The sequence below is a fragment of the Streptomyces sp. SDT5-1 genome (assembly GCF_052245995.1).
Taxonomy (GTDB): domain Bacteria; phylum Actinomycetota; class Actinomycetes; order Streptomycetales; family Streptomycetaceae; genus Streptomyces.
The window spans coordinates 7,192,816-7,216,571 of sequence record NZ_CM125963.1; the positions used below are offsets into that span (position 1 = coordinate 7,192,816).

Annotated in this window: 20 protein-coding genes; 13 read left to right on the forward strand and 7 right to left on the reverse strand. The window is 69.5% G+C overall.

Annotated elements, in window-relative coordinates; translation table 11 throughout:
• Window positions 1-125: 125 nt before the first annotated feature.
• The 6 genes from ACTWJ8_RS32985 to ACTWJ8_RS33010 all read left to right on the forward strand — a co-directional run bounded on the left by ACTWJ8_RS32985 (window position 126) and on the right by ACTWJ8_RS33010 (window position 7,174).
• Window positions 126-1,127 carry an aldo/keto reductase gene (locus tag ACTWJ8_RS32985; RefSeq protein WP_356373600.1) on the forward strand — a complete coding sequence of 334 codons (1,002 nt, stop codon included), beginning with the start codon at window positions 126-128 and terminating at the stop codon, window positions 1,125-1,127.
• Between the two features lie 42 nt (window positions 1,128-1,169).
• Window positions 1,170-1,946 carry an HpcH/HpaI aldolase family protein gene (locus ACTWJ8_RS32990; protein WP_356373599.1) on the forward strand — a complete coding sequence of 259 codons (777 nt, stop codon included), beginning with the start codon at window positions 1,170-1,172 and terminating at the stop codon, window positions 1,944-1,946.
• Window positions 1,943-2,896: a phosphoglycerate dehydrogenase gene (locus tag ACTWJ8_RS32995; RefSeq protein WP_443261216.1), complete on the forward strand. Its 954-nt coding sequence runs from the start codon at window positions 1,943-1,945 to the stop codon at window positions 2,894-2,896. Before ACTWJ8_RS32990 ends, ACTWJ8_RS32995 begins: the two co-directional genes overlap by 4 nt.
• Window positions 2,897-3,030: 134 nt before the next feature.
• On the forward strand, window positions 3,031-4,452 hold the full coding sequence (locus ACTWJ8_RS33000) for an Nramp family divalent metal transporter (RefSeq protein WP_356373597.1): 1,422 nt from the start codon (window positions 3,031-3,033) through the stop codon (window positions 4,450-4,452).
• Between the two features lie 63 nt (window positions 4,453-4,515).
• Window positions 4,516-5,697: a sialidase family protein gene (locus ACTWJ8_RS33005; protein WP_443261218.1), complete on the forward strand. Its 1,182-nt coding sequence runs from the start codon at window positions 4,516-4,518 to the stop codon at window positions 5,695-5,697.
• Between the two features lie 70 nt (window positions 5,698-5,767).
• Complete coding sequence (locus tag ACTWJ8_RS33010) at window positions 5,768-7,174, forward strand: Nramp family divalent metal transporter (RefSeq protein WP_443261219.1); 1,407 nt, start codon at window positions 5,768-5,770, stop codon at window positions 7,172-7,174.
• A gap of 291 nt (window positions 7,175-7,465) precedes the next feature.
• Here the strand turns inward: ACTWJ8_RS33010 and ACTWJ8_RS33015 are convergent, their stop codons facing one another.
• The 6 genes from ACTWJ8_RS33015 to ACTWJ8_RS33040 all read right to left on the reverse strand — a co-directional run bounded on the left by ACTWJ8_RS33015 (window position 7,466) and on the right by ACTWJ8_RS33040 (window position 12,936).
• Entirely contained in the window at window positions 7,466-7,669 is a 204-nt protein-coding gene (locus ACTWJ8_RS33015) for a hypothetical protein (protein WP_443261221.1), read from the reverse strand.
• A gap of 130 nt (window positions 7,670-7,799) precedes the next feature.
• Entirely contained in the window at window positions 7,800-8,369 is a 570-nt protein-coding gene (locus ACTWJ8_RS33020; protein WP_443261223.1) for an RHS repeat-associated core domain-containing protein, read from the reverse strand.
• A 360-nt stretch (window positions 8,370-8,729) separates the two neighbouring features.
• Complete coding sequence (locus ACTWJ8_RS33025; RefSeq protein WP_443265075.1) at window positions 8,730-11,372, reverse strand: DUF6531 domain-containing protein; 2,643 nt, start codon at window positions 11,370-11,372, stop codon at window positions 8,730-8,732.
• On the reverse strand, window positions 11,287-12,147 hold the full coding sequence (locus tag ACTWJ8_RS33030; protein WP_443261224.1) for a putative T7SS-secreted protein: 861 nt from the start codon (window positions 12,145-12,147) through the stop codon (window positions 11,287-11,289). The genes ACTWJ8_RS33025 and ACTWJ8_RS33030 overlap by 86 nt, the downstream gene beginning before the upstream one ends.
• Window positions 12,144-12,584, reverse strand: a complete 441-nt coding sequence (locus tag ACTWJ8_RS33035) for a hypothetical protein (protein ID WP_443261225.1) — start codon at window positions 12,582-12,584, stop codon at window positions 12,144-12,146. The genes ACTWJ8_RS33030 and ACTWJ8_RS33035 overlap by 4 nt, the downstream gene beginning before the upstream one ends.
• Window positions 12,577-12,936 (reverse strand): SseB family protein, encoded by a 360-nt coding sequence (locus tag ACTWJ8_RS33040; protein ID WP_443261226.1) that lies wholly within the window; start codon window positions 12,934-12,936, stop codon window positions 12,577-12,579. The genes ACTWJ8_RS33035 and ACTWJ8_RS33040 overlap by 8 nt, the downstream gene beginning before the upstream one ends.
• Window positions 12,937-13,178: 242 nt before the next feature.
• Between ACTWJ8_RS33040 and ACTWJ8_RS33045 the strand changes: the two genes are divergently transcribed.
• From ACTWJ8_RS33045 to ACTWJ8_RS33075, 7 genes are all read left to right on the forward strand, one after another.
• Window positions 13,179-13,682, forward strand: a complete 504-nt coding sequence (locus tag ACTWJ8_RS33045) for a DUF4365 domain-containing protein (RefSeq protein WP_443261227.1) — start codon at window positions 13,179-13,181, stop codon at window positions 13,680-13,682.
• A gap of 8 nt (window positions 13,683-13,690) precedes the next feature.
• Entirely contained in the window at window positions 13,691-14,797 is a 1,107-nt protein-coding gene (locus ACTWJ8_RS33050; RefSeq protein WP_443261228.1) for a hypothetical protein, read from the forward strand.
• 97 nt (window positions 14,798-14,894) lie between these two features.
• Window positions 14,895-15,440, forward strand: coding sequence for a hypothetical protein (locus ACTWJ8_RS33055; RefSeq protein ID WP_443261229.1), 546 nt, complete (start codon window positions 14,895-14,897; stop codon window positions 15,438-15,440).
• Entirely contained in the window at window positions 15,437-18,559 is a 3,123-nt protein-coding gene (locus ACTWJ8_RS33060; RefSeq protein WP_443261230.1) for a helicase HerA-like domain-containing protein, read from the forward strand. Before ACTWJ8_RS33055 ends, ACTWJ8_RS33060 begins: the two co-directional genes overlap by 4 nt.
• Window positions 18,560-18,665: 106 nt before the next feature.
• Window positions 18,666-19,223: a 2Fe-2S iron-sulfur cluster-binding protein gene (locus ACTWJ8_RS33065; RefSeq protein ID WP_443261231.1), complete on the forward strand. Its 558-nt coding sequence runs from the start codon at window positions 18,666-18,668 to the stop codon at window positions 19,221-19,223.
• Window positions 19,220-20,215, forward strand: a complete 996-nt coding sequence (locus ACTWJ8_RS33070) for an FAD binding domain-containing protein (protein WP_443261232.1) — start codon at window positions 19,220-19,222, stop codon at window positions 20,213-20,215. The genes ACTWJ8_RS33065 and ACTWJ8_RS33070 overlap by 4 nt, the downstream gene beginning before the upstream one ends.
• Before the next feature lie 45 nt (window positions 20,216-20,260).
• The gene (locus ACTWJ8_RS33075; protein WP_443261233.1) at window positions 20,261-22,357 is read left to right on the forward strand and encodes a xanthine dehydrogenase family protein molybdopterin-binding subunit; all 2,097 of its coding nucleotides are present in this window, start codon (window positions 20,261-20,263) and stop codon (window positions 22,355-22,357) included.
• 18 nt (window positions 22,358-22,375) lie between these two features.
• On the opposite strand, the gene ACTWJ8_RS33080 is transcribed toward ACTWJ8_RS33075, so the two are convergent.
• The gene (locus tag ACTWJ8_RS33080) at window positions 22,376-23,683 is read right to left on the reverse strand and encodes a phospholipase D-like domain-containing protein (protein ID WP_356373584.1); all 1,308 of its coding nucleotides are present in this window, start codon (window positions 23,681-23,683) and stop codon (window positions 22,376-22,378) included.
• Window positions 23,684-23,756 lie beyond the last annotated feature (73 nt).

The following is a 23,756-nucleotide window of genomic DNA, read 5'->3' on the forward strand; positions in this document are numbered from 1 at the left end:
TCGCGCGAGACCATTGCGTGAAACGCGCAATCGTGCGAGCGTTCCTCCACGCACCAACCGGCCCCTCCCGCACGTAGGCCGCACACCGGCCCCGTACCGGCTTCCCGTACCGGAAGGAATCCCCAGTGAACACCGGCACGCTCCCCGCCCCCGAAGGGACACAGCTCCCGAACGTCCCCGTGGTCCTGTCCCGCCTCGTCCTGGGCACCATGACGTTCGGCGACACGGTCGACCGCTCCGGAGCGGCCGCCATGCTGGACGCCGCGCTCGACGCCGGGATCACCGGCGTCGACACCGCCAACGGCTACGCGGGCGGCGAGAGCGAGCGGATCCTCGCCGACCTGCTGCCCGGCCGCCGCGACCGGATCGTCCTCGCCACCAAGGCCGGTATCCCGCACCCCGACCAGGGCGACCACGCCCCGCTCTCCCCGGCCGGCCTGCGCGCCGCCCTCGAAGGCAGCCTCGAGCGGCTGGGCACCGACCACGTCGACCTCTTCTACCTGCACCAGCCGGACCGGCGCACGCCGCTCGCCGACACCCTCGCCACCGTCGCGGAATTCGCCGCCGAGGGGAAGATCCGTGCGCTCGGTGTCTCCAACTATGCCGCCTGGCAGATCGCCGAACTCACCCGCACCGCCGACGAGACCGGTGCCCCGCGTCCCGTCGTCGCCCAGCAGCTGCACAACCTGCTCGCCCGCCGCATCGAGGACGAGTACGCCGAGTACGCGCAGGTCAGCGGTTTGCGCACCATGGTCTACAACCCGCTCGGCGGTGGACTGCTCACCGGCCGCCACCGCTTCGAGCAGGACCCGGCCACCGGCCGCTTCGGCGACTCCAAGCTCGCCGCGATGTACAAGCAGCGGTACTGGAACGAGGACCTGTTCGCCGCCGTCGCCCGCCTCACGAAGATCGCCGAGGACGCCGGGATCCCGCTCACCGAACTCGCCCTGCGCTGGCTGATGGACCGCCCCACCACCGACGCGCTCCTCCTCGGCGGTTCCAGGACCGAGCACCTCCACGCCAACATCGCCGCCGCCCAGGCGGGCCCGCTCCCCGCAGACGTCACCGAGGCCTGCGACGCCGTCGGTGCCACCCTGCGCGGCCCGATGCCGGCCTACAACCGGTAAGCACCTCCACCTCCCCGTTTCCTTCCAGGAAAGAGCCGCACCATGACCTCCGCCGCCGAATTCACCGCCGCTCTGCGCAACCGCGAACGCCTCATCGGTTACTGGTCCTTGCTCGACTCGCCCGTCGCCGCCGAGCGACTGGCCCGGATCGGCTACGACTATCTGGCCTTCGACGCCCAGCACGGCCTGTTCGGCTACCAGGGCCTGCTGAACAACCTCATCGCCACCGACACCCGCGGCTCCTCGGCCGTCGGCATGGTGCGCGTCGAGGCCAACGACCTCACGTACATCGGCCGGGCCCTCGACGCCGGCGCCGCCGCCGTCATCGTGCCGCTCATCGACACCCCGCAGGACGCCGCCGACGCCGTGGCCGCCGTCCGCTACCCGCCGCACGGCCGCCGCTCCTACGGCCCCATGCGCGCCCAGCTGCGCATCGGTCCCAACCCGGCCGACACCCACGAGCAGACCGCCGTACTCGCCATGATCGAGACGGCGGACGGCCTCGCCAACGTCGAGGAGATCTGCGCCACCCCCGGCCTCGACGGCGTCTACGTCGGCCCCTCCGACCTGCGCCTCGCCATCGGCGGAAAGACCTCCACCGACCCCGACGTGGCCGACGAGTTCGAGCAGGCGCTCACCCGCGTCCGCAAGGCCGCCGAGGCCGCGGGCATCGCCGCCGGCATCCACAACGCCGACGGCGCGAGCGCCGCCCGCCGCTTGGCCGAGGGCTACACCTTCGCCACCGTCGCCGCCGACGTCGTCCACCTCCAACAGGCCGCCACCGCCCACCTCGACGCCGCCCGGGGCACGGGAGCATGAGCGCCGCCACCACACTCATCACCACGCCGACCTTCGCCCGGCACGCCGCGGAGCCATGGCAGCTGCTCGCCGACGGCGGCGCGGGACCCGTCCGCCCCGGCGAGGACACCGCGCTGCCGCCCGACGAACTGCTCCGCCACCTCGCGGACGCGGACGCACTCATCGTCGGCATGGACACCATCACCGCCGAAGTCCTCGACGCCGCACCGAAGTTGAAGGTCGTCGCCAAGCACGGCGTCGGCACCGACACCATCGACCTGGACGCGGCGCGCGAGCGCGGCATCCCCGTGGTGTGCGCGCCCGGAACCAACTCCCGGGCCGTGGCCGAGTACACCTTCGGCCTGATCCTCGACGCCACACGTGGCATCACCGCCTCGCACACCGCCGTGGCGGCCGGCGGCTGGCCCAAGCACTTCGGGTGCGAACTGCACGGCCAGAACCTCGGCATCGTCGGCTTCGGACGCATCGGCCGCCTCGTCGCCGGCTACGCCCACGCCTTCGGCCTGCGCGTCCTCGCCCACGACCCGCACATCCCCGACGACGCGCTGCGTACGGCCGGCGCCGAACCGGCCACGCTCGACGCCCTGTTGGCCGCCGCCGACCTCGTCACCCTGCACCTGCCGCCCGCCGCCGCACCCCTGTTGACCGCGCGGCGCCTGGCCGTCATGAAGCCGGGCGCCGCCCTGGTGAACGCCGCGCGCGGCGGCCTCGTCGACGAGAGCGCGCTCGCCGACGCGCTCCACTCCGGGCACCTGTCGGCCGCCGCGCTCGACGCCTTCACCACCGAACCCCTCCCCGCCGACCACCCCCTGCGCACCGCCCCGCGCACCGTCCTCACCTCCCACATGGCCGCCTGCACCCCACAGGCCAACCGCGCCATGGGCGTGACGGTCGCCGAGGACATCCTGCGCGTCCTGTCCGGCCGGGAACCGCTGCACCCCGCGAGCTGAGACCGCCGCCGAACCTCCGGCACCCCTGCCGCACGTCAGGCCCCTTCCTTCCCCTTCCCTGCCCTTCGTCTGTCCTTCCGCTCTCCTTCCGCTCCTCCCGGCGACGGCGCCGGGCCCAGCAAAGGACCACCGCCATGACCACCCGAGACATCGCGGCCCCCCAGCCGATACCGCAGGCCGACCCGTACGCCCTGCGCCCCGAGGACACCAGACCGGCGCCCACCTCCTTTCGGGGGCGGCTGCGCCACCTCGGCCCCGGCTTCGTGCTCTCCGCCGCCGTCGTCGGCTCCGGCGAACTGATCACCACCACCTCGCTCGGCGCCAAGGCCGGGTTCGCACTCCTGTGGCTGGTCGTCGTCTCCACCGCCGTCAAGGTCTGGGTCCAGATGGAACTGGCCCGCTGGACCATCCTCAACGGCCGCACCGCCCTGGAGGGCTACCGCGAGGTCGGCCCCCGCATCGGCCGCCTGGGCTGGATCAACTGGCTCTGGATCGGCATGGACTTCGCCAAGATGTTCCAGCGCGGCGGCATCATCGGCGGCACGGCCGCCGCCTGCTCAGTGCTGTGGCCGGTCGTCGGCGAACCGCTGAGCACCGGCTCGCTGACTGTGTGGGCCGTCGTGGTCACCCTGATCGCCATCGGTCTGCTCCAGTCCGGCAAGTACGGTCTGGTCGAGCGGGCCTGCATGGTCTCCGTCATCGTCTTCACCCTGGTCACCGTCAGCCTCGCGGTCGGCCTTCCCGGTACGGAGTTCGGCTACGGCGCCCCCCAGCTCGCGGGCGGATTCAGCTTCGAGATCCCCGCCGGCACCGTCGGCATCGCCCTCGCCGTCTTCGGTATCACCGGCGTCGGCGCCGACGAGATGACCACGTACACGTACTGGTGCATCGAGAAGGGCTACGCCCGCTGGACCGGCCCCGACGACGGCAGCGAGGAGCGGGCCCGCCGCGCCGAGGGCTGGATCAAGGTGATGCGCCTGGACGTCCTCGCCGGCCTCGCCGTGTGCGTCCTGTGCACCCTGTCCTTCTACCTCATCGGCGCCGCCGTGCTGCACCCGCAGGACCTGGTCCCCGAGGGCAACGGCATGATCACCACGCTCTCGCGGATCTACACCGACACCATGGGCCCCTGGGCCGAGTACTTCTTCCTCGTCGGCGCCGTCGCCGTCCTGTTCTCCACCCTGATCGGTTCCACCGCCTCCGTGCCGCGCCTGTGGACCAACACCCTCGGCATGCTCGGCGTCATCGACTGGAAGAACGTCCGCAGCCGCACCCGCACGATCCGCATCCTCACCTGGTGCCTGCCGCTCGTGTGGACGTGCTTCTTCCTGTGGGTCCAGTCCCCGGTCCTCATGGTCCAGATCGGCGGCATCGGCGGCGGCATCTTCCTGCTCGCCGTGGTGATCGCCGTTTGGTGCCTGCGGTACACGGGCGTGCCGCGCCGCTTCCACAGCAACCCCTGGACGACCGCCGCCCTCGTCGTCAGCAGCGTCGCGATCCTGTGCGTCGGCGTGTACGGGGTCCTGGAGACGGTGGGCGTCGTCTCGGGCGGATGACCCGTTGCCCACATCTTCGTAACTCCCTTCCTTCTCACCCCACTTGTCGACCGAGGAGCCGCCATGGCCGCTTCCGCCCCCGCCCCCACTCCTGCCCCGCTGCGTCCCGTGCCCGACGACCCCGACCGCCAGGAGACGTTCCTGCCGGCGCCCACCGCCCAGGCGCACGCCGCCAACCTCATGCCGCTGGCCGACGGTTCGCTCGGCTGTGCCTGGTTCGGCGGCACCCAGGAGGGCATGCCGGACATCCACATCTGGTTCTCGAAGCTCGGTGCCGACGGCGCCTGGACCGACCCGGTCCGGGTCACCTCGGACACGGAGCGCTCCGAGCAGAACCCCGTGCTCTTTCCCACCCCCGACGGCGAGTTGTGGCTGATCCACACCGCGCAGGTCGCCGGCAACCAGGACACCGCCGAGGTACGTGTCACGGTCTCCAGGGACGACGGAGCCACCTGGTCCCCGGCCCGCACCCTCGCCCCCGCCTCAGCGGAGGGCGGCGTGTTCGTCCGGCACCCGGTCCATGTCATGGACTCGGGCCGCTGGCTGCTGCCCGTCTTCCACTGCCCGCGCCCGGCGGTCGGCCGCTGGCGCGGCGACGAGGACACCAGCGCCGTCCTCTCCTCCGACGACAAGGGCGCGACCTGGCAGCACCACGCCGTCCCGTACAGCACGGGCTGCGTCCACATGAACATCGTGCCGCTCGACGACGGCACCCTGCTCGCCCTCTTCCGGCGGCGCCAGGCCGACACCATCCACCTGAGCCGCTCGACCGACGGCGTGACATGGACCGAGCCCGTACCGACCGAACTTCCCAACAACAACTCCTCGATCCAGGTCACCGCCCTGCGCGACGGCCGCCTCGTCGTCGCCCACAACGCCAGCAGCGCGGCCGACGCGACCGCCCGCCGCACCTCCCTCTACGACGAGATCGACGACGACGGAGGCCTGGCCGGAGCCGGGACGCCGGGGCCCGAACAGCCCGCGGGCGCCGCCTTCTGGGGAGCACCCCGCGCCCCCATGACCCTGGCGCTGTCCGAGGACGGCGGACACACCTGGCCGCACCGCCGCGACGTCGAGACCGGTGACGGCTACTGCCTGACCAACAACTCCCGTGAGGGCCTGAACCGGGAGCTGTCCTACCCCTCCCTCACGCAGACCGCCGACGGTGCCCTGCACCTCGCGTACACCCACCACCGCCGGGCCATCAAGCACGTCCGCGTCACCCCGCGGTGGATCACCTCATGACGACCGGCTGGCCTTCTTCCAGGACCGCACTCGTACCGGATGCCGACCTCGCAACGGAGCAGGAGCACCCATGGGCACCGAAATGAACACAGCGGCCGACTCCGCGCCGCGGACGACGGAAACCAACTCCACGGGCAGGCAGGCGAGTTCGCAGCCCCGCTGGACGGGATGGGTGCGCAATCTCGGCCCGGGCATCATCGTCGTCATGTCCTGGCTGGGCACGGGCGACTTCATCAACGCGTCCGTGGCCGGCTCCAACTTCGGCTACGCGCTGGTGTGGACGCTGCTGATCGGGACGCTCTCCCGCTACTTCATCGTGTCCGCGATGGCCAAGTACCAACTGTGCAACGCCGTCGGCGACGAGACGATCCTCGACGGGTACGGGCGCGTGTGGAAGGGTTTCCCGGTCGGCATCGGGGTGACGACCTGCATCCTCGGGTTCGTCTACGTGTCGTTCCTGACGCTGGCCGCCGCGACCGCGCTGAACGAGGTCTTCTCCTACGTCCTGCCGCTCGGCACGTGGGGCATCCCGCTGTGGGCCGTCGTCACCACGGTCGCGGCCTTCGTGATCACCTCGCGCAGGAACGGGCACTTTCGCAGCCTGGAGATCGTCTCGCAGCTCACCATGGCCGTCCTGGTGGCCTGCTTCCTGTGGGCCCTGATCGGCACCGGCGTCGACTTCGGGAGCCTCTTCGGCGGCCTGTTCTTCGAGATGCCGAAGGGTGAGGCGGGGTACATCACCGCGGCGAGCACCGCGGTCGGCCTGATCGGCGCCGTCGGCGGCTCGGCGGCCAACCTCCTCTACCCCTACCTCCTGCACGAGAAGGGCTGGAAGGGACCGGAGCACCGCAACACACAGCGCCTCGACCTCGGCTTCAGCACCATGGTGATGTTCGGCCTCGTGCTCGCCGTGTGGGTGGTGGCTGCCGAGACCCTGCACGGCACGGGCGCGAGCGTCTCCGACGCGAGCGGCCTCGCCCGGATGATGGAGAAGGCCATCGGCCCGGCGGGCCCGCCCGTCATGTGGGTCGCGATCTTCTTCACCGTGTTCAACAACATCGTGACGCAGCCCCGGGTGTTCGCCCGGATGCTCGTCGAGTCCCTGCACAAGTCGAACCCGGCGCGCGTGGACCGCATCAAGGCCCGCCGCGACCTGACGGGCGTGGACGACAAGGAGATCTTCTCCTACGACCGCCTCTTCTGGATCCTGCTGACCGTCATGCTGGTCGTGCCGATCGTCTTCTCCCTGCCCTCGATGCCGGGCATGGTCATCGTCACGATGCTCGGCAACTCCATCAACGTGGTCACCGTGCCCGCCATCATCATCGGCCTGATCGTGATGACCTCCCGACGCGACCTCATGACACCGGGCCACGCCAACAAGTGGTGGGAGACGACGATCCTCGTCGCGATCGGCCTCGTGGGTCTCTGGGCAACGTACGAACTCGTCCTCAGCATCGCCAACGGGCTCGGTTGAGGGGCGGACTCCGGCAATGGTGTCGGGGGAGCCCGGGGGGGCTTCTGGGCCGGTCTGATCTGAGATTTCGCTGACCTGTGGAGAGCTGGTGACGAAGGGTGAGGATCTCTGCCTCTATTTCGCGGTCGCTCGTCGGCAGCAACCGCAGTGCGGCGAACTTATTAGTGACGGCCGGGTGTGCGGGCTAAAGCAGGATGAAGGATTCCGCTCATCGGCAAATATATTCATGAGCTGCATGGGCGGCTATTTTGACAGGTGTAGGTTCTCCGTCGTCCGTGTGTCACCGTATGGTTATTCTGCAGAGAACCAGCAGATATCGCCACTGTCTGGCAGGGCGGGTAGTTCCTTCATTTCGTTGGCGATGCGGCTAATAGCCTCGCCCTTCGTGCCAGGCCAGGGAATGAACGGGCGATCTTGCGATTCAGTTAGGTCGCCCGGAACGACACCAGCATCGTACATGTCGCTGACGAGCCTCAAAGTCAGTGTCTTTTGCATTTCAAGTCCTACACCAGGCCCGAGGACCGTGCCTACGGCACCGCTCACAACTGAAAAGCCGACCCAGTCATCTCTCCCGTACTGGATGAGGTAGTTGAGTTCCCTCGTATACTTACCATGGTCGCACATGTCACTCCGCGCCTTGAGGTATGTGAAATCTCTTCATATTCAGCCCGTCAACACCGTTGTAGTCAATAGTTGCCCCACCGGACCTACTGAAAGGACGATAGGTCACCGTAGCCTTTGGATCATCCGAGAGATGCCAAACCTCGATGTCTCCCTTGGGGGTCGGCTTGACGTCAGGTTGCCCGAGCTTGGCGTGCAAGTCACCCCGAATTTCACCTAGCTGTTGCTCACTGACCATCCGGACGCCGGTGGCGTCCTCTTCCCCCAGCAGGCGTCCATGGTCTCCAGTGGCGGTGGCACGCGCGGCATCGTGCTTCGCTTGCTCCTCCGGCGGCAGACACTTGAGTCCCCACGGGTCCAGCCATGACAGGGGGTTACTTACATACCCGTGGTGGTTGTCAGATGGCTCGAGGCCGAGAGGGTCAGGGGCGAGGTAACGAGCGGCTTCGGGGTCGTAGTAGCGCTGGTTGTTGTAGTGAAGGCCGGTTTCGGTGTCAACGTACTGGCCGGGGAAGCGTAGAGGGCAGTCGACGGTATCGGTCGTCGTGGCAGTGGCGAAGGGCGTACCCCACAACGTCGTGCGCTGTTGCCATTCGATCTCGCCGTCAGGGGTGACGAGTTCCGACGGGGTGCCGACCAGATCGGTGACGATCGCGTGGAAGCGCGTGTCGACGTCGGCCTGGGTGAGGGTCTGGGCCAGGGGGCGGTGCGTGCCCGGGGTGTAGTCCCAGGTGGTGACGGTGCCGTCGGCGGTGGTTTGTTCGGCCAGGCGGGTGTCGTCCCAGGTGAAGTGGACGGACCCGATGCATTTGCCCGTATCGTCGAGGCGATGTTTGGCGATGCGGCGGCCTGTGGGGTCGTACGTGTACCGCCAGCGTGTGCCGTCGGGCGTGGTCGCTTCGGTGAGGCGGTCTTCAGTGTTCCAGGCGTACGTCTACGTGCGCTTCTGGCCGTTGAGGAGCCTGCGTGTGCGATGGATCAGGCGGCCCTGGGCGTCGTACGTGTAGTGAGTGCGACCGGCGCGGTGGAGCAGCGTGCCGGCCGTTTCGCGTGGGCCGTCGGAGTACTTGGTGGCGGGAGTTGCGGCCGAGTTGAGGTTGCCGGTGGAGTCGTATGCGTAGGACTCGCTCCAACCGGCTGCGTGGACTGCGGTGGCCCGGCCAGTGGGAGTCAGCTTGAAGCGGCGGGCGCCGGTGGTCGTGCCGGATTCGGTAATTTCGGTGAGGTAGCCGTCTGCACGGTAGGTGTAGCTGCGGTGCTGGAGTGGGGCGGTGTCCAGGTCGTGGGCGTGCAGGGACTGGGTGCTGAGGTGGCCCGCGGCGTCGTAGGTCTGGAGGAAGAAGGCGTTGTCGTCGACCGTGCGGGTGATCTCGTTGCCTGCGGCGTCGTAGCCGAAGTCGAGTCGGTGGCCGGTCGAGCTCGACAGTGCCTTGGGGTTGTTGCCGGAGCCGTAGGCCCAGGTGGATACGTGGCCGCTCGGGGTGGTACGGGACGTGCGGCGACCGAGAACGTCGTAACCGTATGTCGTGGTGTGACCGTTGACTGTCTCCGACAGGACGCGGCCGAGTGGGTCGTGGGTATAGGCGACGGCTGTGTCCGGGTTGGACATGGCGGCCAGCTGTCCGCCGGGCGCGTAGGTGAACGTGGTGTGGCGGCCGTCGCCCGTGTGGCGTGCGGTGACGCGGCCGAAGCTGTCGCGCGTATATGTCTCGGTTTCGCCCGCGCCGTTGGTGCGCGATGCCAGTCGGCCTGCCGCGTCGTGGGTATAGATGAGAGTGCGGCCGTTGAAGTCGGTCTCGGCGCGTAGAAGTCCGGCTGCGTCGTAGGAGTAACTCCAGTGCAGCCCAGCTGGATTGGTGACCTGAGTGAGGCGCAGCTCGGTGTCGTACGTGAAGGTGAATTCGGCGCCGTCCGCGTCGGTGCGACTGGTCGGCAGGTCGAAGTGCGTGTAGGCGTGCTCTGTGGTGTGTCCGGCACGGTTGGTGTGCGCGAGGAGGTTACCTTCGCCGTCCCAGGTCCACGTATCGCATGTGCCGTCGGGGTGTCGACGCGACAGCGGCTTGCCTTCGACGGACCAGGTGGTGAGTGTCGTGCAGCCACGGGCATCGGTGACGGTCACCGGGCGGCCGAAGGCGTCGCGGGTGGCGGTCGTGGTGTGGCCGTCCGCATCGGTGACTGCGAGGGGCAGGCCCGCCGCGTCGTTGGTGATGTGGCGGGTGTGGCCCAGCGCGTTGGTGACCGCGACCAGGTGCCCGAGTGCGTCGTACGCGTAGGTGGTGGTCGCGCCCGTCGGGTCGGTGGTCGAGAGGCGGTTGCCGTGGATGTCGTACGTGTAGTGCCAGGTGGCGCCGCCCGGCTGGGTGACCTGCACCGGTTGGTGCAGTGCGTTGTACAGGGCCGAGGCGCGGCTGCCGTCCGGCAGCAGCACGCCGGTGAGGTTTCCTTCCCCGTCGTGCTCATAGCGCGTGGTGTGCCCGAGCGGGTCGATCACCGCGCTCAGGTGGCGGCCGTCCGCCGTCCATTCCTGCGACGTCGTGTTGCCCAGGGGGTCGGTGGTGCGTAGCAGCTTGTTGCGCTCGTCATACTCGTACAGTGTCGCGTGGCCGAGGGAGTCGGTGTATGTCGTGCGGCGCAGGGCGGGTTCGTAGCGGAAGGTTCCGGACCACATGCCGTCGGGGCCGAGGGTGCGCAGGACGCGGCCGGTGTGGTCGTAGACGTAGGCGAAGGTGGTGCCGTTGCGGTCGGCCCAGGACGTGATGCGGTCGGCTTCGTCGTAGGTGAAACGCAGGGGTGTGCCGGAGGAGTTGGTGACTCCGGTGAGATTGCCGAGTGCGTCGTACTCGTAGCTGACGATCAGTGCGTCGGCCAGGCGCAGGGCCGTGATGCGCGGGAGGTCGGGGTGGGTTTCGACGGTGACGTGATAGCCGCCGGAGTGGCGGATCGCGGTCGGGCGGCCGGTCTCGGTGTCGTAGTCGAGGTCTATGCGGCGTCCGGCGCGGTCCTCGATGGCCGTCAACGGGCGGCCGGTGTGCGGGTGTTCGGTGAAGTGGAGGGTGCGGCCGGTCTGCGTGTCGGTGAGGTGGAATTCGTCCTCGTCGTCGCGGTGCAGAGGCCATCGGACGCCGTGGGTGGGGTAGACGGTCTCGCCGGGATCGGGCAGCGGGTAGGCGAGCAGCATGCCGTCCGCTGCCGCGAACACGACAGTGTCCTCGTCGACCTCGAGGTGTTGGTCGAGTGTGGCGGCCCAGGAGCGGCCGAACCAGCCGCCGGCTCCGTAATTGGACAGGTGGGTGCGGGTGAGGACGAGTTGGAGGGCGCCGGGCAGGGCGAGATCGGTGTGGGTCAGCGACATCTCGCCGGTGGCGATGTCGACCGGCTCGCCCGCCTTGCACTTGTCGCCGTCCGCACGGCACACGTCGTCCGGGCGGGTGTCGGTGTCCTCGCGGCCCTTGCCGTCACGGCGCAGGTTGGACACTCGGTCGGCGACCCGGTCAGCGGCCCGAGCGCCGCGAGTGGCGGCGGCACTGGCGCCACCAGTGGCCAGGGCGACAGCGGCATCGGGCAGGATGCGTCCCACCCAGCGGGCAGGTTCGCTCTTGAGGGTGTCCCAGTCGGCGACGGACTTGGCGAACTCGACGGGATGCTGGGCCCCATACAGCATGCCGTCGGCGGCGCTGGCCAGCGTCATGCCCCAGCGGGAGGGGTGAACCAGGGTGTTGGTGAGCTGCCCAACGCCTTCGAGGCCTTCGTAGCCGCCCTTGAGGAGGTTCTTCCCGCCCGCCGAGCAACTTGCTGAACCAGCCCGGTTCGTCCGGGGCCGATTCAGCTGCCGAGTCGAGGTGCTTCTTGGCGCGGTGTGCGGCTTCTTCTACCTGCTCGCGCAGCTTGTCGACCTGGGCCTGGCAGTCGGCCATTGCTGCCGCGCCGGGGTCGGTCTCCGGAGGCCGTGTGGGTAGTGGATCGGCATCGCGGTCGACGGCGACGTTGTATTCGTCGACGTCCTGCTGGTGCGTGCGCGATGCCCGACGGGCATCGGCCGCGTCTTCGATGATCGGCCGTACTTTGTGCTGGGCCTCGGCGAGCACGTCGGCGTAATCGGCGACGGCCTTGGCGGCCCGGTCGAAGGACTCGTGCGCGGTGTCCAGAGTGTCGGGGATGTGGCGTACCGCGGAGCGGAAGTCCATCGCCGCGGCGCCCTGCCACTCACTCTCGTCCACCGTGCGCAGCCGCAGTTTGGCGTCGGCGAAGGCTCCGGCGTAGGCGCGCAGCGTCGCCCGCAGAGTCTCCAGCTGTTCGACGTCGCCGGGTATGAGGTCCTTCGGGGTGCTGTCTGCAGTGATCGTGCCGCTCATCCGAATGCCCAGTCCTCGAAGCTCTGCTGCCAGCCGTCGGCGCTCTTCTCCCAGCCGGGCTTGTTCCCGGGCAGGTCCGGGTGGGTTTGGTCGTACTGCCATTGGCCGACTGGTCCGGAGGGCAGTGAGGCGAGGTTCTCGGCGGTGGGCGTGAAGTTCTCGATGCCCAGTTCCTCGGCCTGTTCATAGCCGGAGATGGTCTCGTTCAGCTTGTCGACGATGTCCTCGGAGTACTTGATCAGCTCGCCCATGCCGTAGTCCCAGGACTCCAGAAAGCCGTCGACCGCCGAGGTGACGACCTCCGAGCCGGCGTGCGTGGCGTGGGAGGCGATGTCGCTTTTCTTGGCGCGCACATCCTTTGCTGCGACCATCGACTCCTCCAGCGGTGCCACGGTGCGCCGCAGGGCGGAGATCTCGACCTTGTAGCCGTCACTCACGGGGATCACTCACCCCGCTGGGCTCCATGTTGTCCGTGGCATCGGGACGCAGCGGGTCCAGCAGTTCGGCCGGCAGCAGTTGCGGTGCCCTCCCGGCCAGGTCGACGACCAGGCCGTGATCCTCGGGCAGCAGTGTCATCAGGTCCTCACCCAGAGTGGAGAACCATTCGCACGCCCCGGCGTAGCGGGCCAGCTCCGCCACGGATGAGAATGCCGCGACGAGCGGCCCTTCCGGTCCTGCGACCGCAAGAAACCCGGGCTGCTCGCCACGCTGGAAATACCAGCGGCCCCGCAGTAGTGCCTCTCGTATCTCGCCGGGCAACTCCGCCTCGGCCGTCCCCCGACCTGCCATGTGCACCATCAAATCATGGGCGCGCGAGGCGTCGGCCTTGTGGGTCGCTCCGAGCTGCGGTCCTGGGCGAACGTCTCCGTGATGCGATGCCGGGGAGGGGCTTCCCACGGGCGAACAGTTGTCTCCGGGCGTCGTGTCGCAAGGCCCGATGGTAGGGCCGATACCGGCCCCTGACAGTCGTTGGTGTCTCCCGTACGCTTCCCCCTGCTGTGTGCCGCAATAGGGGGACATTGGGGGCTTTCGTGCTCGAGGCGAAGCAGCATCAGGGCAAGTTCGGCGAAGACTACGTCCGTGTGCTGGCCTCCGCGGCAGGGCTGATCGTCATCCAAGGTGATCTCGATGCGGACGGGGTCGACCTCGGGTTCCGCGCCACCGGCCGCTACGGACGGACCATGTCTCCCACGGTCGAGGCTCAGGTCAAGACGTGGTCGAGGCCGTCCGTGTCGAACGGGCACCTGAACTTCCGCGGGCTCAACGAGCGGCAGTTCAACAAGCTCGCCGGGCCTGACTTCACCGTGCCCCGGTTTCTGTTCGTCATCTGCGTACCCGCCGACAAGCAGGCGTACGCGGCCATGAGCACCGACGGTGTGCTGCTGCGTCACCTCGGCTACTTCGTCTCGCTGCGCGCCGAGGAGCCGATCAAGGACCCCGACAAGAAACTGAAGCGGCTGGTCAGAGTTCCGACAGCGAACGTGCTCACCGCCGCCGCACTGCGCCGGCTCACCGAGACCCAGGCCGACTGGTAGGGGAACCGATGACGATTCCGCTGAAGGTCGACGACATTTCCAGCTATCTGGCGGACACGGGGTGGGAGCGGGATCCACAAGGTTGGCGCGGAGCGAGTGTCTGGCAACACCCGGGCGACTACGAGGTGTTGGTGCCCGCTCGCGACGGCATGGGCGACAGCGACCGGCGCGTACAGGACATCCTGCGCTGTCTGGGTGCGCTGGAGGAGAGGCCGGTCGGCGACATCGCCCTGGAGATCGCCCGACCGCAGCTGGACAAGCAGTCCTTCCGCACGTTTCCCGTCGGCCACGACCCCGGCTACACCTCGCTGCTCCAGGGTACGCAGACGGTTCTGGGTGTCCTCAACGTCCTGAGGGCGGCGGCCCGCACCGTCGTGCAAGGGCCGCACTTCGCCTTCGCAGGACGGCAACCAGGCGTGGTGGGCGACCTCTTGCGCGCGGCCGAACTCGGCCCCTCCCGCGCCGGGAGCTACATCGTCGAGGTCCGGGTGGCGGCGGACGCGACGGCCCGAACCCCCAGTGGGGAGCAGGTCACCGGCCGGGCCGTGCTGGTCCAGATGCTCGAGGCGGTGAGCGCCGCCCAGGCAGCCGTGACGGCGGACGCGCCCGCGGCCTTCGACGAGACCGTCACGGCCGGCGTCTCCGCGGATCTGTGCAACGCGCTCAGCGTGCTCTCCGGTTCCGACCGGAGAGAGCCCTTCGAGATCGGCTTCCGGTGGGCACGCTCGCAGCCACTCGATGTGCCGTCACGCGTGGTCGCGTTCCCCGAGACCTCGGGGTCGCTGCTGCACGCCGCGTCGATGCGGCTTCGCGACCTCAACGCCTCCGGTGCCGCGGCGGTCACCGGCGCCGCGACGGTCACCGGCGTGATCGAGGGACTGCACGACGACTCCTCGGGCAACGACCGGTGGCGGATCAAGATCCGCGGCGAGTTCCGCACCGAGCACACCGACAGGAGTCGGCGCGTCGTCTGGGTGCGGCTCCCGGACCAGGCCGCGTACGACCGTGCGATCACCGCGCATCGGGAACGGCAAGTGGTCACCGTCATGGGCGAGTTGGCCAGCGTGACAGGCGGGCGGGTGGAACTGGTGCCCGAGCGGGGGTTCGACATCTGACCGGAGTTCGGCTCATCGAGGAGGGGGCATTGTGCCGACGGAGTTGACTGTACGGGATCACGCATCGCTGTTCGCCCTGATGGTGGTCGCACGTCCGGTGACCAACCGTGAACTGCGCGAACTCGCCGGGCTTGAGATCACCGCGGCGGTGCGACGGCGGGTGAACCAGGATGTCGAGCGGATCGTGAGCAGGAAGCCCGGTGCAGTCCACACGCACCAGCTCACTCCGGCGGGCCGGAGCTGGTGCGAGTCCGCTCTGGTGGCCGGACGCCCGGACGGAGCGAGGTTTCCGGCCGGGGTGCTCTACGCGGTGCTGGACAACGTCGGACAGTACCTGGCCCGCTCCGGCACCAAGTTCGGCGAGTTCTTCCAGCCCGACGTCGAGGCCTGGATCCGCGCGGTCTACACGGAACTCACCGCCCGCCGGAAACCGGGCAGTTGGGTCAGACTGTCGGCGCTGCGCCCCTGGCTCGAGGGTCTGCCGCGAGGGGCCGTCGACGCCGAACTCGACCGGATGATCGAGCAGCCCGACGTACAGCTGATGGGCGAGCTCAACCGGCGCACGCTCAGCGACGAGGACCGCGGGGCCGCCGTCGACATCGGCGGCGAACCCCGCCACCTGCTGCGGATCGGGCCGGCGTGAACGGGGAGCTCGCCGCCCTGGAGGCGGTGTACTTCACCACCGCGCTGACGCCGGAAGAGATCTGGACGCCGGTGACTTCGTACCACGTCGACGGCCTTCATCCCGAGGTGTTCCGGCGGCTGGGGAGGACGATGAGCGCCCTCGAGCGTGCCCACTCGCCGGTCGCGACCGTGGTGCGTGGCGAGAGCGGCTCGGGCAAGACGCATCTGCTCGGCTGGACCCGCCACGAGATCCAGGAGCGCGGCGGCTCCTTCTTCTACATCAAGCTCGTCACCGGCCGGAACTTCTGGGAGAGCGCCGCCGACAGTCTGGTCGACAGTCTGTACCGGCAGGACGAGGGCGGCCAGGAACAACTGATCCGCCTGCTCGACGAGCTGTCGCGCCAGGCTCGTCTCGACGCGGACACCCATGCCGCCGTCACCGGCCGCCGCGCGTTGACCCGCGCCCATGTCGATGCGTTCGTCCGGGGGATCCGGAGCATCGACCGGCAGGTGGGCAACGAGGCCGCGGACACGGCCCGCGCGCTGGCGCTCCTCGCCTCATCCGGCGATCCCGTGGAGATCGGCAGGGCCTACTTCGCGCTCAACGACGACGAAGAGGACAAGCGCGCCGCCTGGGGGATGTCGCCGGGCGGGCCGCCGGCTCAACGCGTCGTGCGCGATCTGACGCGCCTGTTCGCCCTGGCCGGACCGCTGGTGTTCGCCTTCGACCAGCTCGACACCCTGGTGTCCGCCGCGGAGACGTCGTCGCTGACGTCGCCCGCCTCCGGCGAGGGCCGGGCCGCGAAACGGCTGAGCGGTGAGATCGCCACCGGCCTGATGGAACTGCGGGAAGAGACCCGTCGGACTCTGATGGTCGTGGCGTGCCACGAGGACACCTGGGAGCAGATCTCCCGGGCGGCGGTCCGGTCCGCCCTGGACCGGTTCGAGGTGCTGCCGACGCTCGGCGCGATACCGGACGAGGCCACCGCCGCCGCCATCGTCAGCAGTCGCTTCCGTGCCTCCTACGAGGAGGTGGGGTTCACCCCGCCGTATCCCACCTGGCCGGTCACCTCGACGGCGCTGGCCGAAGCCCCGCACCGGTACACCGCACGACGGCTGCTCATCCGCATCCAGAAGCACATCGAGGCGTGTCTCCAGAGCGGCACGGCGGCCGAACTGACCTCCCTGACCGGTGCGGAGCCGACGCCGGCCGCATCACCCGCACCGGCGAAGGCCGTCAACCTGAGCACCCTCACGGAGTCCTTCGACAAGCTCCGGGCCGACGCGGACGACCGCGGGCCGATCGACCCCACGACCGAGGACGGGTTGATGCCCGCTCTGCTCGGCGCCGGGCTGCGGAGTCTGGTCAGGGAGCTGGGTGCCGACGAGACGCGGTTCTCCATCGAGACCGACTTCGGCCGCAAGGCGGCGTTGCACGCCCGGTTGCGCTATGTCGTGGACGAGGCCAGCGAGAACGAATTCCACTGGTCCTTCCGTGCGATCGCCGCGACCAACGCCATCGCCGCCCAGAGCCGGATCCGCAACGCGGCAGTGGAGGCCGGCCTGACCGCCGGCCTGGCGAGCCGCCGACTGATCCTGCTGCGGAACATGCCCTACCCGAGCGGCCCCAGGACCAAGGAGACCAAGGACGACTTCGAGGCGCGGGGCGGGGTGTCGTTACCGATCGGCGCCGCCGACCTGCGGACTCTGGCCGCCCTCCGGGGCATGCTCGACGACCGTGTGTCGGGCCTGGACGAATGGCTGCGACAGGAGCGCCCCGCCTCCCGCATCGAGATCTTCGCGTCGGTGCTGGGGGACCTGCGGCAGCAGCTCGGCATCGCGACCACGGAAGTCGGTTCCACGGCGGCGCTGGAGGCGGCGGGCGCACCGGAGGCCGCCGAGCCCGCTCGTACCGAGATCGTCGTCGGAACCACGGTCCGGGGCGGCCGTTCGTTCGCGGTACCCATGGAACACCTCCGGATGCACACCGCCGTGGTGGGTGCGTCGGGGTCGGGCAAGACGGTCCTGATCAAGCGACTCGTGGAGCAGTGCTCTCTGCGCGGCGTCTCAGCGATCGTGCTGGATCCGAACGGCGACCTCGCACGTCTCGGCGACCCCTGGCCGCGCCCGCCGAAGTACTGGACGGACGACCATGAGCGCGACGCCCGGCGCTATTTCGCGGATGTCGAAGTGGTGGTGTGGACTCCGGGGCTCAACCGCGGACGCCCGATCTCCTTCCACCCGATTCCCGACTTCGGCCCCGTCCTCGACGACATGGACGACTTCCCGCGGCTGGTCAGGTCGACGGTGTCCTCACTCGCGCCCCATGCCGGTGTACGGGGCAGCAGTGCGCGCGCGATCCAACAGCTGGGGGTCCTCAAACGCGCCCTCGAACGGTACGCGCGCGACGGCGGCAAGGACCTGGCCGGCTTCGTCGAGCTGCTCGCCGAGCCCCCGAACGACATCGTGAACAGCAGGACCATTCGCTTCGCCGTGCAGATGGCGGACACGCTGGAAGCCGCGATGGAGACCGACCCGCTCTTCGGGGAGACCGGCGCGCCAGCCGATCCCGGCATGCTCCTGATGGCGTCGCCCGGGAAGACCGCCCGTATCTCGGTGATCAGCTTCGTCGGCCTGTCCGGCGCCGGACCGGCCCAATTCGTCAGCCGTCTCCAGGCGACCTTGTTCTCATGGTTCAGGGCACACCCGGTCGGTGATCGTCCGCTGGGCGGACTCCTCGTGATGGACGAGGCGCAGAACTTCGTGCCCTCCGGTGCTTCGAATGCGAGTACGGAGAGCACGGTCGAACTCATCCGCCAGATACGCAAGTACGGACTCGGGATGGTCCTCGCCTCGCAGGCCCCCAGGGGGATCCACAGTCAGGCGCTGGGCAACACCGCGAACCAATTCTTCGGCCGACTCACAGTGAACGCCCACATCGAGGCGGTCACGAGCATGGCTCAGGCGCGGAACGCGGTCCTCGACAACCCCGCCGGTCTTGGGCGCGGCATGTTCAACGCCGCAAGCGAGGGGACCGGATTCAGCAGGATCGAGGTGCCGATCTGCCTCAGTCACCACGACGAGCCGCTCACGGAGGACGAGATCGTCGAGCGGGCACGCCGAGGTACGGGTACCTGAGCGGTCTCGTCCCCACATGCCGAAGTGTGTGTTCTGCCCCAGGCTGGATACGCGGGGTCGTGGACCGGACCACGCTTCGGACGGCGGACGAGGGAGCAGAGCGACCATGGCAAGCGGTGGCATCCACTCGGCAGTGTCACTGACCGTGAACGGCAAGGGCTGCGAGCTCACCGTCGACCACCGGGTCACACTGCTGGACGTCCTGCGTGAGCGGTTGGATCTGACCGGTGCGAAGAAGGGGTGCGATCACGGGCAGTGCGGCGCCTGCACCGTGCTCGTCGACGGGCGTCGCGCCAACAGCTGCCTGCTGCTGGCCGTCGCCCAGGACGGATGCGACATCACCACGATCGAAGGTCTGTGCGACGGCGACGGTGACGGCGGCGACAGCGACGGTGAAGAGCGTCTGCACCCGCTCCAGCGCGCCTTCCTCGCCCGGGACGCCTTTCAATGCGGCTACTGCACACCCGGCCAGCTCTGCTCCGCCGTCGGTGCCATCGCCGAGGCCGAAGCCGGGCATCCCTCGTACGTGACGGATCCCGGCGTGGAACCGGGCGAACCCGTCGCGCTGAGCAGGGACGAGATCCGCGAGAGGCTCAGCGGCAATCTGTGTCGCTGCGGGGCCTACCCACACATCGTCGAGGCCGTCGAGGACGTGACCCGATGAAGGAGTTCCAGTACGTACGCGCCCGCAGCGTCGACGAGGCGACCGCTGCCCACGCGAGTCACCCAGGCGCCCGCTACCTGGGTGGTGGCACCAACCTCGTCGACCTGATGAAGCTGGGCGTGGAGGCGCCCGGGACGTTGGTCGACGTCAGTGGGCTTCCGCTGGACGAGGTCGAGGAGCTCGCGGATGGGTCCGTGCGTGTCGGGGCGACCGTGCGCAACAGCGATCTCGCCGCTCACCCCGCCGTACGCACCCGCTATCCCGTGCTGTCGCAGGCGCTGCTCGCCGGGGCCTCGGGGCAGCTGCGGAACATGGCCACGACCGGCGGCAATCTGTTGCAGCGCACCCGCTGTCCGTACTTCCAGGACCTGGGCAAACCCTGCAACAAGCGCGAGCCGGGCACCGGCTGCGGGGCGCGCGACGGCATCCACCGCGACCACGCGGTCCTGGGGCACTCGCCGCAGTGCATCGCCACCCACCCCTCGGACATGGCGGTCGCGCTCGCCGCGCTCGACGCCCAGGTGGAGCTGCACGGCCCGGAAGGCCGGCGCACCGTGCCCGCCTCCGAGTTCCACCGGCTGCCCGGAGACCGTCCCGACCTGGACACCGAGATCGCGCCCGGGGAACTCGTCACCGGCGTGCTGCTCCCGGCCGCCACCGCCGGGCTGCCCTCCGCCTACCGCAAGGCCCGCGACCGCGCCTCGTACGCCTTCGCGCTCGCCTCTGTGGCGGTCGCCCTGAAGGTGGAGGACGGCGTGGTGGGCGAGGTCCGCATCGCGTTCGGGGGGCTTGCGCACCGGCCCTGGCGGGCCCTGCGCGCCGAGCGCGCGCTGACGGGCCAGGCTGCGGATGATGGGTCGTTCGAGCGGGCCGTCGACGCGGAACTCGAAGCCGCGGAACCGTTGCGCGACAACGCGTTCAAGGTGCGCCTCGCCCGCAATCTGGCCTGCGACATGCTGCGCCGCCTGACGCCGCCGCCCGGAGTCTCCTGACACGGCACACTGCCTCGCCCGACCCGCTCTTCAGGGAGAAGAACCATGCCGGACACCACCAGCGCTCTCGGGTCGCCTGCCGCGCGCAGGGAAGGCCCGGCCAAGGTGACCGGGGCCGCCCGTTACGCGGCCGAACACACCCCCGAGGGGTGTGCCTACGCCTGGCCGGTGCCGGCCGAGGTGGCACGGGGCGAGGTCACCGCCATCGATGACACGGCGGCGCGGGCGCTGCCCGGTGTCGTCACGGTCCTCACCCACCTCAACGCTCCGCGTCTGGCCGAACCGGACGACGCGACGCTCGCCGTGCTCCAGAACGCCCGGGTCCCGCACCGCGGCTGGTACGTCGCGCTCGTCGTCGCCGACAGCCTGGAGGCCGCACGCGAAGGCGCCGCCGCCGTCCGTGTCACCTACGCCGAGGAACCCCACGACGTCACCCTGACCGCCGACCACCCCGACGCCTACGTTCCCGAGGACACCGACGGCACATCGGGCGAGCACACACGCGGCGACGCCGACGCCGCGTACGCCCGCGCCGACGCACGGGTCGACGTCACCTACCGGGTGCCGCCGCTGCACAACCACCCGATGGAACCGCACGCGGCGACCGCCCGCTGGGAGGACGGCCGGCTCATCGCCTACGACTCCAGCCAGGGCGCCAGCACCGTACGCGACGTCCTGGCCGGCCTGTTCGAGCTGCCGAAGGAGCAGGTGACGGTCCTCTCCGAACACGTCGGCGGCGGCTTCGGCTCCAAGGGCACACCACGGCCGCACGTGGTGCTCGCCGCCATGGCTGCCCGTGTCACCGGGCGGCCGGTCAAACTCGCGCTGCACCGAAGGGAGTTGGCGGCCGTCGTCGGCCACCGCTCGCCGACCGTGCAACGGGTGCGGCTCGCGGCTGAGGCCGACGGCACGCTCACCTCCGTGGTGCACGAGGTGACGTCGCACACCTCCCGTATCAAGGAGTTCGTCGAGACGGCGGCCGCCGTCACACGCGTCATGTACCCCTCGCCGCACGCCCGCACCACCCACCGGGTGCTCCCGCTCGACGTGCCCAGCCCCTCCTGGATGCGCGCACCGGGGGAGGCCCCGGGCATGTACGCCCTGGAGTCGGCGATGGACGAACTCGCGGAGACCCTCGGCATCGACCCCGTCGAACTGCGGCTGCGCAACGACACCCGGAACGAACCCGACAGCGCCCGCCCCTTCAGCAGCCGCCACCTCGCCGAATGCCTGCGCGAGGGAGCCCGCCGCTTCGGCTGGTCCGCACGCGACCCGCGCCCCCGCTCGCGCGCCGAAGGGCCCGTCCTGGTCGGCTCCGGCGTGGCGGCCGCGACGTACCCCGTGAATGTGGCGCCCTCGCGCGCGAGCGCCCACGCCGACCCGGACGGCAGCTTCGTCGTCCGGATCAACGCCACCGACATCGGGACCGGCGCGCGCACCGTCCTGGCCCAGGTCGCCGCCGACGCACTCGGCGTCCCGGCGGACCGTGTGCGCACCGAAGTCGGCAACAGCGACCTCCCCACCGCCTCCCTCGCGGGCGGCTCCTCCGGCACGGCCTCCTGGGGCTGGGCCGTCCACGAGGCCTGTACGCGACTGGCGGCGGACCTCGCCGACCGCAAGGGACAGGAGCTCCCGGCGGAGGGGCTCGATGCCACGGCCGACACGGCGGGCCGCGCCGACGCCGACAGCGACTACGCCCGACACGCCTTCGGCGCGCACTTCGCCGAGGTCGGTGTCGACACGGTGACCGGCGAGGTCCGCGTGCGACGACTGCTCGGTGTCTACGCGGCGGGCCGCATCCTCAACTCCCGTACCGCGCGCTCCCAGTTCATCGGCGGCATGACGATGGGCCTGGGGATGGCCCTCACCGAGGGCAGCACGCTGGACCCCGCCTTCGGTGACTTCGTGGAACGCGACCTCGCCGCCTACCACGTACCCGCGAACGCCGACGTGCCCGCGATCGAGGCGCACTGGATCGACGAGGACGACCCCCACCTCAACCCCATGGGCAGCAAGGGCATCGGCGAGATCGGCATCGTCGGAACGGCCGCCGCCATCGGCAACGCCGTGCACCACGCGACCGGCGTGCGGCAGCGCGAACTGCCCATCACGCCGGACCGGGTGCTGGCGGACGGCCGCTGAGGGCTGTCCCCGACGTGCCTACTCCTCGACCTGCTCGGGGTCGATCGGGATCTCGGGTGCCGTGTTCTCGGCGCGCATCTCGGCGCTCAACTCCCGCGCCACGGTCCCGCAGCAGCGGTTGAACTGGTTCTGCCAGTCGTTCATGAACATGTCGTAGCTGGACTGGCCGACCAGCTTCAGGTCCGACTCGTCGTTGTGCCAGACGCCGTTGCTCGTCCAGTTCGAGGAGCCGACGAACACGACTCGGGCGTTGGACGAGCTCGCGTAACCGCCGCTGACCATCATGTACTTGTCGTGCGTGTAGTGCAGGGCGTTGCCGTTCGCGTCGGTGCCGCGGGAGGTGTCGTGCACCTCGATGTTCGCCCGGTCCTTCAGGTAGTCCTCCACGCTGCCGTCGACCTGACCGGCGGTGAAGAGTATCCGTATCTTCACGCCGCTCTTCCCCAGGCTCACCAGCTTCTTCGGCAGCTCCAGATAGTTCCGGTCGCCCGGCTTCCCGTGGGAGGTCCACTGGAACATGGCGATGTTGATCGTGGCCGGCGCCTTGACGTTGTTCAGGAAGTCGACCCAGGTGTCGCTCTTGGAGCGCGCCTTGGGCCACTGGTACGAGGGCGGGGACAGGGTCGTCCTGGCGTCCGTGCCGCTGGTGGTGTTGTAGTAGTCGGGCACCAGCGGGCCAGAGCCGTTGAGCGCGCCCTTCGACATGGCCGTGAAGTAGCGGACGTAGGAGTTGTACAGGTCGACGTTGCCCTTGACGGTGGCGGCGCTGTTCCACGCCGTTCTGGCCTGGGCTGAGGTGGGGTTGGCGCTGCTGACGGTCACCGTCCTGTTCGCGTCGCTCCCGCCGCTGAGCATGTAGTACTTCGCGTGCAGGGCGGACCCGGAGTAGTGGGTCAGGCAGCCGCCCGGGCACAGCGCGGCGAAGCTGGAGGCCTTCGGGTCGTTGCCCAGCTCGGTGACCAGAGACTGCCAGACCGCGTTGTCGCTGTGAGAGTCCATCAGCGCCTTGACGATGACGCCGCGTTGGTGCGCGGCGATCAGGGCGTTGGCGAATTCCGGCCCCGGGTGCGTGCTGCCGATCGAGTACATGGCGACGCGTATGGTCTGCCCGCAACTGGCGCTGTTGATCGAATCGATGATCGGGCCCATGACGTTCATCTGGGCGTCGGGGTCCTCGGGGTCGCTGAAGCTCGGGCCCGGTCTCGAGGTGAACGTCCGGTTCTCGCACGTCAGTGGCGTCTTGGCCTTCTTGACCGCCGCGTGCGCCGTGGTGGGCGACAGCGCGGTGACGGCGAGCGCGGTGATCAGCGTGAGCGTGCGCTTCATGGGCGGGCCTTTCGCAGGGTGGCTGAGATGAGGAGGCGGGTGACCCACCTTTCGGCACACAGGAGACTCGTAA

What these genes read in the sequence shown, in the direction of transcription:
- ACTWJ8_RS32990 (WP_356373599.1), top strand. Translation starts at nt 1,170, where the DNA reads ATGACCTCCGCCGCCGAATTCACCGCCGCTCTGCGCAACCGCGAACGC.
- ACTWJ8_RS32995 (WP_443261216.1), top strand. Translation starts at nt 1,943, where the DNA reads ATGAGCGCCGCCACCACACTCATCACCACGCCGACCTTCGCCCGGCAC.
- ACTWJ8_RS33000 (WP_356373597.1), top strand. Translation starts at nt 3,031, where the DNA reads ATGACCACCCGAGACATCGCGGCCCCCCAGCCGATACCGCAGGCCGAC.
- ACTWJ8_RS33005 (WP_443261218.1), top strand. Translation starts at nt 4,516, where the DNA reads ATGGCCGCTTCCGCCCCCGCCCCCACTCCTGCCCCGCTGCGTCCCGTG.
- ACTWJ8_RS33010 (WP_443261219.1), top strand. Translation starts at nt 5,768, where the DNA reads ATGGGCACCGAAATGAACACAGCGGCCGACTCCGCGCCGCGGACGACG.
- ACTWJ8_RS33015 (WP_443261221.1), bottom strand. Translation starts at nt 7,669, where the DNA reads ATGCAAAAGACACTGACTTTGAGGCTCGTCAGCGACATGTACGATGCT.
- ACTWJ8_RS33030 (WP_443261224.1), bottom strand. Translation starts at nt 12,147, where the DNA reads ATGAGCGGCACGATCACTGCAGACAGCACCCCGAAGGACCTCATACCC.
- ACTWJ8_RS33040 (WP_443261226.1), bottom strand. Translation starts at nt 12,936, where the DNA reads ATGGCAGGTCGGGGGACGGCCGAGGCGGAGTTGCCCGGCGAGATACGA.
- ACTWJ8_RS33050 (WP_443261228.1), top strand. Translation starts at nt 13,691, where the DNA reads ATGACGATTCCGCTGAAGGTCGACGACATTTCCAGCTATCTGGCGGAC.
- ACTWJ8_RS33065 (WP_443261231.1), top strand. Translation starts at nt 18,666, where the DNA reads ATGGCAAGCGGTGGCATCCACTCGGCAGTGTCACTGACCGTGAACGGC.
- ACTWJ8_RS33070 (WP_443261232.1), top strand. Translation starts at nt 19,220, where the DNA reads ATGAAGGAGTTCCAGTACGTACGCGCCCGCAGCGTCGACGAGGCGACC.
- ACTWJ8_RS33075 (WP_443261233.1), top strand. Translation starts at nt 20,261, where the DNA reads ATGCCGGACACCACCAGCGCTCTCGGGTCGCCTGCCGCGCGCAGGGAA.
- ACTWJ8_RS33080 (WP_356373584.1), bottom strand. Translation starts at nt 23,683, where the DNA reads ATGAAGCGCACGCTCACGCTGATCACCGCGCTCGCCGTCACCGCGCTG.